We start from the raw sequence: 12,686 nt of genomic DNA on the forward strand, positions 1-12,686 counted from the left end.
CGTCCTAGATAGGGGCTCCGTTACGGTATGAAAGTCCTCCCCGGTGATGATATTCGTGTCATCATGCAATGGCTTCGGGCCTGCCCAGGCCGCTCGCCCAGGGCCTTTTCCCCCCATTTTACTTTGGATGCACAACGGTTTGGGCTACATATATAGGAAGGTATCGGGTTAAATCGGCTGAGCCGGCCCGGAGTGGTTGTTGAGGGCTCCGCCCCAGAAGGACATGGATATGAGCATCGAGGAATTCATCGCCAACGAAGTGAAGTCGAACGACGTGGTTCTGTTCATGAAGGGCACGCCGCAATTTCCGCAGTGCGGTTTCTCCGGCCAGGTCGTGCAGATCCTCGACCACCTCGGCGTTGGCTATAAGGGCCTCAACGTCCTCGAATCCGCAGAACTGCGCAACGGCATCAAGACCTTCTCGAACTGGCCGACCATTCCACAGCTCTATGTGAAGGGCGAATTCGTCGGCGGCTGCGACATTGTCCGCGAGATGTTCCAGGCCGGCGAATTGCAGCAGCTCCTCTCCGAGAAGGGCGTCGCGGTTGCGGCCTAATACGTGACCCAGCTGACGCGCCGGATTGGTGGCGCGGAGTTCGAGGTCATTGTCGCTGACATCACCACACTGAGCGTTGACGCCATCGTCAACGCCGCCAACACGTCGCTCCTTGGCGGGGGCGGCGTCGATGGGGCGATCCATCGGGCCGCCGGGCCCGATCTGGTCGCCGAATGCCGGATGCTCCACGGCTGCAAGACGGGCAACGCCAAGATCACCATGGGCTATCGGCTCAAGGCCGCGCACGTGATCCATACCGTTGGTCCGGTTTGGAATGGCGGCACGCTGGACGAAGACGGTCTGCTCGCCTCCTGCTATCGCCGTTCGATGGAGCTGTGCGGGAAGCACAAGCTGACCTCGGTGGCATTTCCCGCGATTTCGACCGGCATTTTCCGCTTTCCCGCCGACCGGGCGGCGGAGATCGCCGTGCGCACGACGATCGAGGCGCTCCCTGCCGCGCCATCCGTTGCGCGCGTGGTGTTCTGCTGCTTCGCCGAGCCGAGCGCCAGGCTCCATGCCGAGGCGCTAGCATGACACAGCAGCCCTTGTGCCTGACGACGCCGTCAGTACACTCCGTCCAGCCATGTTCCGGGGAGGGGATATGATTTCACAGTCTGGACTGCGTGCGCTCGCCTGCGGCGCGCTGATGTCGCTTGGCGCGATGTCGTTCGCACGGGCAGAAGGCACCTACGAGATTCCGGCCGGCGCGCATTTCAATCAGGACAAGCTCGCCAAGGTCGGCGAGTTCTTCAAGAACGAGGTCGCGACCGGCAAGATCGCCGGCGCAACCGTGCTGATCCAGCAGCACGGCAAGCCGGTCTATCACGAAGCCTTCGGCGTGCAGGACGTGGTCAGCAAGGCGCCGATCACCGACAAGACGATTTTCCGCCTGTTCTCGATGAGCAAGGCGATCACGTCCGTCGTCGCGGTGCGACTGATCGAGGACGGCAAGATCAAGCTCGACGATCCTGTCTCGAAATACATCCCGTCCTTCGCCAATGTGAAGGTCGGCGTCGAGAAGAAGGCCGACGACGGCACCAAGTCGCTCGAACTGGTGCCGCCCACGCGGCCGATCACGGTGCTCGATTTGATGCGCCATACCTCCGGCATCACCTATGGCTTCTATGGCGACAGCCTGGTCCGCAAGGCCTATCGCGACGCCAACATCTATGCCGGCGATTTCGACCTCGCCGAATTCGCCGAGCGCATCGCGAAACTGCCGCTGCACAACCAGCCGGGCGCGCTGTGGCAATATGGCCATTCCACCGACATCCTGGGGCGGGTGATGGAGATCGCGGCGGGCAAACCGCTGACAGACATCATGCGGGAGAAACTGCTCGATCCGCTCGGCATGGTCGATACCGGCTTCTTCGTCACGGCCCCCGAGAAGCAGAAGCTTCTGGCGCAGCCGGTGCCGAACGATGCCGATTTCCGGGTCGGCCGCATCAACGATCCGACGGTGGTCAAGAAGATCCAGTTCGCCAGCGGCGGCATGGTGACGACCATGGCCGATTACGAGCGCTTTGCGCAGATGCTGCTCAATGGCGGCAGCCTCGACGGCAAGACCATTCTCAAGCCCGAGACGTTCAAGCTGATGGTGACCGATCAGGTCGGCCCGGGCTCCGGCGTGGACCGCGACTATTTCTACTTCCCCGGCGACGGTTTTGGCTTCGGCCTCGGCCTTGCGGTCCGCACCGACCCCGGCAATGCCAAGCCGCCGCCGCCCGGCGATCTCGGGGAGTTGAAGTGGGACGGCGCCTCGGGCTGCTATTTCGTGGTCGACCCCAAGCAGGACATGTTCTTCGTGCTGCTGGAGCAGACCCCGACCGAGCGCCAGCGCGTGCAGCGGACACTGAAGCAGTTGGTTTATGAAGCCATGGAGAAGTGACATGACCGGGCGCCGCGCGCTGATCGCGGCGCTCGTCGTTCTGGTCGGTGTGGTCGGCGCGAGAGCAGGCTACGAGGGGCGCCCCGCGCACAGCCTTTCGCCTGAAGGCTTGGCAAAAGTCTCCGACTACATCCGCAACGAGGTCGCGACCGGCAAGATACCCGGCGCGATCCTGCTGCTCCAGCAGCACGGCAAGCCGGTCTATTACGAGAATTTTGGCGTCCGCGACGTCGCGACCGAGATCTCGATGAGCGCGGACACGATCTTCCGCCTCTATTCGATGTCGAAGCCGATCACCTCCGTGATGGCGATGATGCTGGTCGAGGAGGGCAAGCTCGCGCTCGACGATCCCGTTTCAAAATACATTCCGGCCTTTGCCGGCATGAAGGTCGGCGTCGAAAAGAAAGCCGAGGACGGCAAGGTCGGGCTGGCGCTGGAGCCGCTCGAACATCCGGTCACGATCAAGGATCTGATGCGACACACCTCCGGACTGCCTTATGGCTATTACGGCGGCGGCGCGGTGCGCGAACTCTATGCCGAGGCGAAGCTCTTCAACCGCAATCTCAGCAATGCCGACTTCGCCGCGAAGATCGCCACGCTGCCGCTGGTCGAGCAGCCGGGCACGGTGTGGGATTACGGCTTTTCCACCGACGTGCTCGGACGCGTCGTCGAGGTGATCTCGGGAAAGACGCTGCTCAAGTTCGAGAGGGAGCGGCTGCTGGGTCCGCTCGGCATGACCGAGACGGCATTCTTCGTCGCCGATCCCGCCAAGTTTCTCCGCATTGCCGAGCCGATGCCGGAGGACCGCAACATCAATCCGACGACGCAGGTCCGCGATATCAGGCGGCCGGCGATCTGGGAGTCGGGCGGTGGCGGGATGGTCGGGACGGTCGGCGACTACGCCCGTTTCGCGCAGATGCTGCTGAATGGCGGCACCTATGACGGCCGGCGCTATCTCAAGCCCGAGACCATTGCGCTGATGGCGTCGGACCATATCGGACCGGAGACCAGAATCGCGCGCGACCAGAACTATTATCCGGGCTCGTCCTCCGGCTACGGCCTCGGCTTTGCGGTGCGCACGTCGGTGCCGGCGGGTACGTCATGGCCACTCGGCGAATATCGCTGGGACGGCGTCGGCGGCACCTTCTTCTTCATCGATCCCGAAGACGATCTGTTCGGGATATTCATGGTGCAGACCCCGTCGCAGCGCGGCCGGATCCAGCTGGCGCTGAAGACGCTGATCTATCAGGCGATGGGGCGCTGATCGCGGGCTACGGGACTTACGCCCCGCGCACGATCTCGCGCACGTATCCGATCGTTTCCTCGATCTGGCTCGCATTGACGTCGAGATGCGTGCAGGCGCGGATGCGGCCGTCCATCATCGCGAGCGTCACGCCGCGCTGGCGCAGTGCGGCGACCATCTTGTCGCCGGGGACGCCGGCGCCATCGGGCTTGAAGAACACGAGGTTGGTCTCGGGCTCCTGCACCTCGATGCCTGCGATCTGCGACAGTCCGCGGGCGAGTGCGCGCGCATTGGCATGATCGTCGGCAAGGCGATCGACGTGGTGGTCGAGGGCGTAGATGCAGGCGGCGGCACAGATTCCGGCCTGCCGCATCGAGCCGCCGAGGCGCTGCTTCCACTGCCAGACCGCGTCGATGAAGGCGCGCGAGCCGGCGAGCACACCGCCGATCGGCGCGCCCAGGCCCTTGGAGAAGTCGATCCAGGCCGAATCCCAGCCAGCGGTCATGTCGCGCGGAGAAATGCCGCTCGCCACCGTGGCGTTGAGCAGCCGCGCGCCGTCCATGTGGGTGACGAGGCCGTGCTGCCTGGCGATCTCGACGATCTCGTCGAGTGCGGCCTTCTTCCAGATCGTGCCGCCGCCGATATTGGCGGTCTGCTCGACGCTGACGACGGTCTGCGGCGGCTGGTAGCGCGTGCGCGGGTGCAGAGCTTTCCGGAACGTCTCCGGCGTGAACTGCCCGTCGGGGCCCTTGAGCTGCGTAACCTGGAAGCCGCCGATCGCGGCATGCGCGCCACCCTCACGGGCGATGATGTGCGCGGTCTCGTGCGCGAGAATCTCGTCGCCGGGCCGGCAATGCACCAGCGTCGCGGTGACGTTGCACATCGTGCCCGAGGGCATGTACACGGCGGCCTCCTTGCCGAGCAGATCCGCAACGCGCTCGCACAGCGCGTTCACGGTCGGATCGTCGCCGACCTGCTCGTCGCCGACCTCGGCGCGCGCCATAGCCTCGCGCATCGCAGCCGTCGGCTTGGTCTGGGTGTCCGACAGCAGATTGATGCGCACCGGCGGCGCCTTGGGATCGATCGGGGGCGGGGTGTAGAGCATGGCTGGTCTCGTCATTTCATCTAGTCGAACAATTGCGACGTACTGCGTGCATCGTTTCTCAGCCACGGGAACGTTGAGCGACGCGGTGTCGCGCGGCAAGAAGGATGTCGTCTGGCGTGTCCGCTGTGAACATATTGCAATCGGGATGAGCGAACAGCCCCCGATATCGGCAGACCTGCTGGTCGCGGGAGAGGGCCGCCCACGCTCGAATCGCCGCTTCAGTCAGCATTGCCGAAGGCAGAGTGTTGGCGAACTGGCCGGCCATCCGAGACATCGATGGCATGCTACCAAACAAAAAGGCCCCGGAAAACCGGGGCCTTTGAACGTTGGTGTGCCGAGTTATCAGCGCGAATAGAATTCGACGACCAGATGCGGCTCCATCTGCACCGGGAACGGCACGTCGGAGAGGCCGGGGATGCGAATGTACTTCGCGGTCATCTTGCCGTGGTCGACGTCGAGATAGTCGGGGGTGTCGCGCTCGGGGAGCTGGCTGGCTTCGAGCACGTGGGCGAGCTGCTTGGAGGCTTCCTTGACCTCGACCACGTCGCCGACCTTGAGCTGGTAGCTCGAGATGTTGACCTTGCGGCCGTTCACCTTGATGTGGCCGTGGTTGATGAACTGGCGCGCGGCGAAGATCGTCGAGACGAACTTGGCGCGGTACACGACCGCGTCGAGACGACGCTCCAGGAGGCCGATCAGGTTCTCGCCGGTGTCACCCTTGAGGCGGCTCGCCTCGACATAGATGCCGTGGAACTGGCGCTCGGAAATGTTGGCGTAATAGCCCTTCAGCTTCTGCTTGGCGCGCAGCTGCACGCCGAAGTCGGAGAGCTTGCCCTTGCGGCGCTGGCCGTGCTGGCCGGGGCCGTACTCGCGGCGGTTCACGGGGCTCTTCGGGCGGCCCCAGATATTCTGGCCCATACGGCGATCGATCTTGTACTTCGCCTCACTGCGCTTAGTCATCGCGTCCTCTTCGGTTGCATGGTTTGAGGAAACGCGCCCTCCTGTGTGACAGGCCAAAGCCCGGCACCGACAGGTCCGATCCCCAAAGCTTAAGGGAGAGGACCACGGGTCGCGAAACGCTTCGCGGGCCGAAATCGGCCCGCGAGCAGGCGGCTTTTAGGGGAGTTTGGGGTTCGCTGTCAATTCTTTAGCCGTCATTCCGGGGCGCTCAAAGAGCGAACCGGAATCTCATGATCCCGGGCTCGGTGCTATCGCACCGCCCCGGGATGACCGCTGCGCGGTCACGTCCCGACCACCCGGATCGGCTTCGGGCCGGCCGCCCGCAATTCGGCAGCGATTTCAGTGTTAAGGACCTGTTCCAGCCGGGTCAGGACCCGGGCGATGGGGGCGGCGTCGGTGACCCGGTGGTCCCAGCGGATCACGACATGGATGGTCTGGTCGGGCTCGACCACCCCATAGCTGACGATGAAGGGGCCGGGCGTGACGGGGTGCAGCTCGCCGCCGCCATAGGCGGCCACCGAGCTCACCGCGAAGCTGCCGAACCAGTTGCCCCGCTGCCGGCCGAAATTGAGTCCGATGGCCCAGGACAGCCGCCGCAGCGGCAGCGGCAGGCGGGTCGCCCGCATGATCTTGCGGAACATGGGAACGTCGTTAATCGGCGCCGTCTTGCCGCGCCGGATCTCGGCATCGACCGCGGCCAGGGAAAGAGCCTCCGGGGCTGCGATTCGCTGCGGCAGCACGCATTCCTCGCCGTCCTCGACCCGCGCGATAGCCACCAGCGCGACGCTCTTCGGCAGCTCGTAGAGCATCGGCCAGGGCCATTTGGCGTAGACGGTGCGCAGGATTGGCTCGTCCCTGGCTACCAGGGCGAAAGCTTTGACGAACATCGCCGCCCAGCCGGCGGGCGCAATCGCGCCCGAGCGCGCCTCCAGCAGGGGGCGGATATTGAGGGAACGGGACAGCGAGACGAAGGGCACGTCCATCGACGCGCGCATCAGGTCGCAGATCAGGCGGCGCGGCAGCGAAATGGTCTTGGGCGTCCCGCGCATCGGTCTTTCGGTTCCTGCGGCTAAAATATGTGCAGCGAGCGGGTCGCCCGCTCGCCGCGTGCTCTAGCACGAACCAACCCGCTTGGGGTCGGTCGGTTCGCCGCATCAGGGGGCTGGCGTCGCCAGCGGCTTGGTCTTGTCGTAGACGTAAATACCAATGATTTTCAATGATTTATCGCCGTGGGTCTTGGCGTCGTGGACGACGCCGGCCGGGATCAGATAGGAATCGCCGGCCTTCAGGTGCTTGTCAGGCTGGCCTTCGACGAGGAGATCGGCCTCGCCTTCCAGCACATAGCCGGTCTCGATCCCGGGATGGGTGTGACGGCCAGCGGCGCCGCCGGGCGGCACTTCGGCGATGGCGGTCAGGGTCGTGTAGCCGTCCGGGAAATCGGTCTTCTGGAGTGGGGTGCGCTTGATGGCGGGCTGCTGGGCGAAGGCCGCAAAGGCAAGGCCTGCGAAGGACAGAGCGAGCAAAGTCTTTTTGAGCATTATTTCCTCCCTGGAAGGGCCGACCCTAGCAGCGCGGCAGTTCCCGGCAAGGTGGCAATCGGCCTGTTCAGCGCCTGATGCCCTCGAACGCCGCCATGATGCCGCGCTGGAACAGCGACCAGTCGAAGCCGAGCGCGATGGCGCGGTAGCCACGGTCGACCAGGGCGTTGGCCTGGTCGGCGGTGCGGGCGACGCCGCCGATCGGCACGCCGCTTCTGAGGATGCCGGCCTCGGCGCGCGCGACCAGCTCCAAGAGCTCCGGATCGTCCATCTGGCCGCGCTTGTTGATGGAGGTGGCGAGGTCGCCGGGGCCGATCACCGCGACGTCGATGCCGGGGGTGGCCATGATCTCGTCGATGCGGTCGACGGCGTCGACATGCTCGATGGTGATCATGCAGATCATCTCGTCGTCGGCGCCGGCCATGTAGTCCGGCATCGACTGGCCCCAGCGGAATGGCGCGTGGAAGGGACCCCAGAGACGATCGCCGCGCGGCGGATAGCGCACGCTGCGCACCGCTTTCTCCGCCTCGCTGCGGTTCGTGATCATCGGAAAATTGATGCCGAAGGCGCCGATGTCCATCGGCGCTTTCGCAAGCCACGGTTCGTTCGCCGCGATCCGCACCAGCGGCGTGCACGGCGTGCCGGTCGTGGCGGCGATCATCGCATGCGCTTCGGTGAGGCCGATCGGCCCGTGCTCGAGATCGACGATGATCCAGTCGAGCGAGCGCGCCATGATCTGCACGGTCTGCACGCTCGGGATGGTCGCGATGGCGCCGAAGGCGGGGCGGCCCTCGCGCCACAATTGGCGGAGACGGTTGAGCGGCGTGGTCTGCACCGACATGAGAAAACCTGCGCGGAGATGACGACGGCGAAGCCTAGCAGCGCGTCGTTGGCGCGGAAAGTCAGGCCAGCGCGCGGCCGCCGAAGAACGGCGTCAGCGTGGCCGAAAGGTCATGCACACGGTTCGAGGTGAAGATCATCTCGGCGCCGGACTGCATGATGCCGCCGATAGCCGGGCCGAGCAGATCCGATACGCGGCGGGCGATGGCGGGTGCCGGGTCGATCCAGTCCACCGGCCAGGGCGCGAGCCTGGTCAGCCGGTCGAGCAGGAGCGGATAATGCGTGCAGGCCAGCACCACCGTGTCGGTACGCGCGCCTGCGTCGGCGGCATCGCCGACGAAGCAGGGGGTGAGCTCGGCGAGGATGTCGTCGTCGCTGATCGGATGGCCCCCGAGTGCGCGCTCGGCGAGCGAGGCGAGTTCGGGCGAGCCGACCAGCGTCACCTCGCATCCCTGCGCGAAGTCGCGGATCAGCGCCTTGGTGTATTCGCGCTTCACCGTGCCCTTGGTGCCGAGCACCGAGACCCGCCGGCTCTTCGACTGCGCACAGGCCGGCTTGATCGCCGGCACCGTGCCGACGAAGGGCAGGGAATAAGCGGCGCGCAGGTGCGATAGGACCAGGGTGGACGCCGTGTTGCAGGCGATGACGACGAGGTCCGGATCATGGGTGCCGATCAGCTCCCCCATCAGCGGCACGACGCGGGCGATGATCTCGTCCTCGCTGTGGTGGCCGTAGGGGAAGAAGGCGTCGTCGGCGACGTAGACGTAATGCGCGTCCGGGCGCGCGGCCACGACCTCACGGAGCACCGTGAGCCCGCCAAGGCCGGAATCGAACACCAGGATCGTCGGGGAATTGGTCACGTCGTTACCTTAAAGCGTCTTGGTTACCATTCGGTTTTTGGGGCGGTTTTGCGGCGGTGGCACCTGGGGCCAATTTTGAACGATTCAATTTCGCGATTGCCGCATGTTCCCGCTATCAGCACGGGTGTTGCACTGCGGACGGGGACATATCCGCAGAATTCCGGGGAGCCGACATGATCAGAAACACCAGTAACGGCTGGGGCAGCGTTTCCCGCTGGCTGCACTGGATTTTGGCGCTGACGATCATCGGTATGATCGGCTTCGGCTGGTGGATGAACCACATCCCGGCGCGGCCCGACCGTTTCTTCTACCGCTCGATCCATGCCGATATCGGCTATGTGATCCTGCTGCTCACGGTGCTGCGCCTGGTCTGGCGCGTCATCAACCCGACGCCGGCGTTGCCGGCCGACAGCCAGCCCTGGCAGAGGCTGGCCGCCCGCATCAGCCATGGCGCGCTGTATCTCGCCGTGATCGTGGTCATCATGCTTGGCTGGGCGCATTCCGGCGCGCACGCGCCCGATTATTCGGACTTCTTCGGCCTGTTTCACGTGCCGCAATTCACTTCTCCCGACCGTGCGGCGGCGAACGCCTATGAGGACCGCCACATCCTCTTTGCCTATGTGCTGCTCGCCCTGATCGCGGTTCACGTCGTCGCCGCTCTCTGGCACCACTTCATCCGCGGCGACCGTGTCGTGACGCGGATGGTGGCGGACGAGGCGGGGTAGGGCTTTCCCAAACGCGTTGCTCGCAATCCCGTCATCCCCGCGCAACCGCGAAGCGGTTGTCGCTGGAGGCGCGAGGCTTGCGATGCGCACGCATCGCAAAGCGGAGCCTCGAAGGGTGACGGCGATGCTATGATGCGGCATCACGATCCATCCCACGGCCGCAGGAGGCGCCATGCTCACCGTCCATCATCTCGGCAAGTCGCAGTCCGAGCGCATCGTCTGGCTGTGCGAGGAGCTCGAAATCCCCTATGAGCTCAAGCGCTACGCTCGCGATTCCGTCACCATGCTGGCGCCTCCCGACTACAAGGCGCTGCACCCGATCGGAGCGGCGCCCGTCATCACCGACGGCGATCTCGTGCTCGCCGAATCCGGTGCGATCGTCGATTACATCATGGCCAGATACGGCAATGGGCGCCTCGTGCTCCGCCCGGACGACCCTGATTTTGCGCAGTTTTTGTACTGGTTTCACTTCGCCAACGGCACGCTGCAAGCCGGCATGGGCCGCTTGATGATCCTGAACCGGCTCAAGCCCGCCGAGGACAATCCGATGCTGGTCGCGACCAGAGGGCGCGTCGACCGCGCCTTCGATCTGGTCGATGCGCGCGTTCGCGATGCCGAGTATCTCGCCGGCGCAACCTTCACCACCGCCGACATCATGATGGGCTTTTCGCTGACCACGATGCGTTACTTCCAGCCCTATGATCTCCAGCGTTGTCCGAACGTGGTGAAATATCTCGGCCGCATCGGTGCGCGGCCGGCCTACCGGCGCGCGATGGAGAAGGGCGATCCCGGCATGGCGCTGCTGCTGAGCTGAGCGGCGGTCACGCGATCCTGTTCGTCGTCGCCGCCCGTTCCGTGGCGAGCTGCTTCTGCAAGCGATCGATGTTTTGCAGCAGGCGCTGGCTGGTCAGCACCAGGAAGTAGTAGCCGAACTGCGGATCCTGGAAGTAGATCTCGAGCAGCCGGTCATAGGTGATCGTCAACACCTGGCCGTCTTCGACGCATTCGATCGTTCCGGTGCGCCGGTTGTCCGGCGTCAGGAAGCCGAGCTCTCCCATGAGAGCTCCGGGCCCGATCTCGACATTGATCTCCTTGACCAGGAATTTTCCGGTGACCGTAAGGAGCATCTCCTTGGCTGGATCGCCCAGTTTGAACAGCGTGTCGCCGCGGCGATATTTGCGCTCGGTCATGAACGGCTTGAGCCACTCGATCGACATGTCGCCTTCGGCCGCATGTCGCGCCTTCTTGACCAGCTTGAGCATCTGCCGCAGGCGAAGAGCGTTGATCGGAAGCAGCAGCAGATAGAGCAGGAAGGTCGAGACGTTGGCGGAGAGCGCGCCGAACACGGCGAAGAATGCACAGCCGACCATGTTGGCGACGCGCAGGGGCACCATGGTCCGCATCAGGAGGGTGGCGACGAAGAAGCCGGCGCCGACCGCGGCGAACAGATTGGCCAGGGTGATGTTTTGGACAAAGATCTCCAGCATCCGATTGAAGATCGCGTCGTAGGTGACGTTGTTGGGATCGAGGCCCATCTGGACCAGGATCTTCGCGATCCTGAGGTTGTCCGTCGCCGCATCGAGAATGCGGTCGAGGATCGACGAAATGTCTGCGCTGCCGGACGGCATGGTACTAACCCCGCGTAAGGCCTTCAGTCCTGGTCGGTATTCGTATAGCCGAAATCGAATGACGACCGCTTGAATGGAGCCTTCGGCCGTCATGCCGCAAGAGGCAAATTTTAGCCTGATCGTGCGTTTCGGCAATTGCCCGTTGGTTGCGCGTATCGCCGTGGCGGGCCTGTGATTCGGCCCCGGGGTGCGGACTTCCGCGCCGTTGACCGACCTGAGGCCCCCGACGAGGGGGGCGTGAGGCGATCTTCGCCTTACGGCTTGCTGGCGGGCTGGATCACCTGCTGCTCGACCAGGCCGAGGTGCCCCGGCAGCGAGCCGGCGCGCAGCATCATGGCGACGCTGCTTGCTTCCTCCAGGGTGAAATTGCCGGAGATCTGGCCCGAGCCGCCGGTGATGGGCTCGCGGATCACGGGAGCGGAGATCACCTTGTCGTCGAGCACGATAGCGAAGGGTCTTCCGACGTTCTCTGAGGTGATGTGGGCGAAGCGCCGCGTGCCGCGGCCGTTGAAGCGGAACGAGGCGATCGGGTCCTTCGTGCCGCTCGCAAAGCCGGGACCGGCATAGCTGATGTCGTCGCCGTCGAGCGCGCTCTCCTTGGCAACCAGATAGGGCTGCTTGTCCTTGAAACCGAGCAGGACTTCCGTGCCCGCGGGCGGCGCACCGGATTGGGCCTGCTCCGCCGGCATCGAGAGGTCGACCAGGCGGAGGCTGACCTTGACCTTGGTGGCGAAGATTCTGGTCACCTGCTCGGGCTCCATCATGCCGGGCAGGAAGATCCGGATGCGGTCCGTGCCGTCAGGCTGGACGCTGGCGAGCCTGATGCCGGCATCCTTGAGGCGCTGCTCGATCATGGCGATGGCGTCTTCGACGAGATCGCGCAGCCGCGCGGCGGATGCTGCATCGGCGGGCGCGAGCCGGACCAGTCCGTCGCCGCCGTCGGTCATGGCGAGCGCATGCGATGGCAATCCCTCCGCGGCTGAGGCGAGCTTGCGCTTCAGCTCTTCGCGGCCCTTGGCGTCCACGATCTTCAATTCGACGCCGCCGTCGCGGATCGCAAGACCGGAGAAGGCGATCTTGCCCTCGCGCAACGTCTTGTAGACGTCGTCGCGCAAATCCGTGACGACGCTCTCGCGCAAGCCGTCGGTGTCCACCTTGTAGATGATGCGCGAGCCGCCCAGCTTCTCCATCTTGTCCGCGATGAAGGCCGTGATCTTGGCGCGCATCTTGTCGAGCTGGCTGTCCTCGGCGAGCCCCGCGCGGGGCAGCGCGATCGCCGCTGCGATGGCGAGCGCAATAGTAAGCCGTCCGATGCGATCCCGCAGGGGCATAGTCATGATGAC

General features: G+C 64.7%; 14 protein-coding genes. 6 read left to right on the forward strand and 8 right to left on the reverse strand.

The features are described from left to right. The first annotated feature begins 229 nt into the window (after window positions 1–229). The 4 genes from grxD to EI171_RS18810 all read left to right on the forward strand — a co-directional run bounded on the left by grxD (window position 230) and on the right by EI171_RS18810 (window position 3,708). The gene (gene grxD, locus EI171_RS18795) at window positions 230–556 is read left to right on the forward strand and encodes a Grx4 family monothiol glutaredoxin (protein ID WP_027548651.1); all 327 of its coding nucleotides are present in this window, start codon (window positions 230–232) and stop codon (window positions 554–556) included. Between the two features lie 3 nt (window positions 557–559). After that, window positions 560–1,090, forward strand: coding sequence for an O-acetyl-ADP-ribose deacetylase (locus EI171_RS18800; RefSeq protein WP_161534367.1), 531 nt, complete (start codon window positions 560–562; stop codon window positions 1,088–1,090). Window positions 1,091–1,157: 67 nt separating this feature from the next. Continuing rightward, entirely contained in the window at window positions 1,158–2,444 is a 1,287-nt protein-coding gene (locus EI171_RS18805; protein WP_161534368.1) for a serine hydrolase, read from the forward strand. Between the two features lies 1 nt (window position 2,445). Further along, a complete protein-coding gene (locus tag EI171_RS18810) occupies window positions 2,446–3,708 on the forward strand; it encodes a serine hydrolase (protein WP_161534369.1) in 1,263 nt (420 codons plus the stop codon). A gap of 16 nt (window positions 3,709–3,724) precedes the next feature. Here the strand turns inward: EI171_RS18810 and EI171_RS18815 are convergent, their stop codons facing one another. From EI171_RS18815 to murI, 6 genes are all read right to left on the reverse strand, one after another. Further along, window positions 3,725–4,792, reverse strand: a complete 1,068-nt coding sequence (locus tag EI171_RS18815) for a low specificity L-threonine aldolase (RefSeq protein ID WP_161534370.1) — start codon at window positions 4,790–4,792, stop codon at window positions 3,725–3,727. 342 nt (window positions 4,793–5,134) lie between these two features. After that, entirely contained in the window at window positions 5,135–5,752 is a 618-nt protein-coding gene (gene rpsD / locus EI171_RS18820) for a 30S ribosomal protein S4 (protein WP_011088452.1), read from the reverse strand. A gap of 281 nt (window positions 5,753–6,033) precedes the next feature. Continuing rightward, the gene (locus EI171_RS18825) at window positions 6,034–6,801 is read right to left on the reverse strand and encodes an acyltransferase (protein WP_097532148.1); all 768 of its coding nucleotides are present in this window, start codon (window positions 6,799–6,801) and stop codon (window positions 6,034–6,036) included. Between the two features lie 105 nt (window positions 6,802–6,906). Then, window positions 6,907–7,290, reverse strand: a complete 384-nt coding sequence (locus EI171_RS18830; protein ID WP_011088450.1) for a cupin domain-containing protein — start codon at window positions 7,288–7,290, stop codon at window positions 6,907–6,909. Between the two features lie 67 nt (window positions 7,291–7,357). After that, window positions 7,358–8,131: an HpcH/HpaI aldolase/citrate lyase family protein gene (locus EI171_RS18835; RefSeq protein WP_161534371.1), complete on the reverse strand. Its 774-nt coding sequence runs from the start codon at window positions 8,129–8,131 to the stop codon at window positions 7,358–7,360. Window positions 8,132–8,192: 61 nt separating this feature from the next. After that, the gene (gene murI / locus EI171_RS18840; RefSeq protein WP_097532147.1) at window positions 8,193–8,990 is read right to left on the reverse strand and encodes a glutamate racemase; all 798 of its coding nucleotides are present in this window, start codon (window positions 8,988–8,990) and stop codon (window positions 8,193–8,195) included. Window positions 8,991–9,163: 173 nt separating this feature from the next. Here murI and EI171_RS18845 point away from each other — a divergent pair, with 173 nt between their 5' ends. Both EI171_RS18845 and EI171_RS18850 read left to right on the forward strand, forming a co-directional pair. Next, entirely contained in the window at window positions 9,164–9,715 is a 552-nt protein-coding gene (locus tag EI171_RS18845; RefSeq protein WP_161534372.1) for a cytochrome b, read from the forward strand. Between the two features lie 172 nt (window positions 9,716–9,887). Further along, the gene (locus EI171_RS18850) at window positions 9,888–10,529 is read left to right on the forward strand and encodes a glutathione S-transferase family protein (protein WP_161534373.1); all 642 of its coding nucleotides are present in this window, start codon (window positions 9,888–9,890) and stop codon (window positions 10,527–10,529) included. 7 nt (window positions 10,530–10,536) lie between these two features. On the opposite strand, the gene EI171_RS18855 is transcribed toward EI171_RS18850, so the two are convergent. Then, window positions 10,537–11,343, reverse strand: coding sequence for a Crp/Fnr family transcriptional regulator (locus tag EI171_RS18855; RefSeq protein WP_028173384.1), 807 nt, complete (start codon window positions 11,341–11,343; stop codon window positions 10,537–10,539). 254 nt (window positions 11,344–11,597) lie between these two features. Continuing rightward, window positions 11,598–12,680 (reverse strand): preprotein translocase subunit SecD, encoded by a 1,083-nt coding sequence (locus tag EI171_RS18860; RefSeq protein WP_161534374.1) that lies wholly within the window; start codon window positions 12,678–12,680, stop codon window positions 11,598–11,600. Window positions 12,681–12,686 lie beyond the last annotated feature (6 nt).

The sequence above is a fragment of the Bradyrhizobium sp. LCT2 genome (assembly GCF_009931255.1).
Taxonomy (GTDB): Bacteria; Pseudomonadota; Alphaproteobacteria; order Rhizobiales; family Xanthobacteraceae; genus Bradyrhizobium; species Bradyrhizobium diazoefficiens.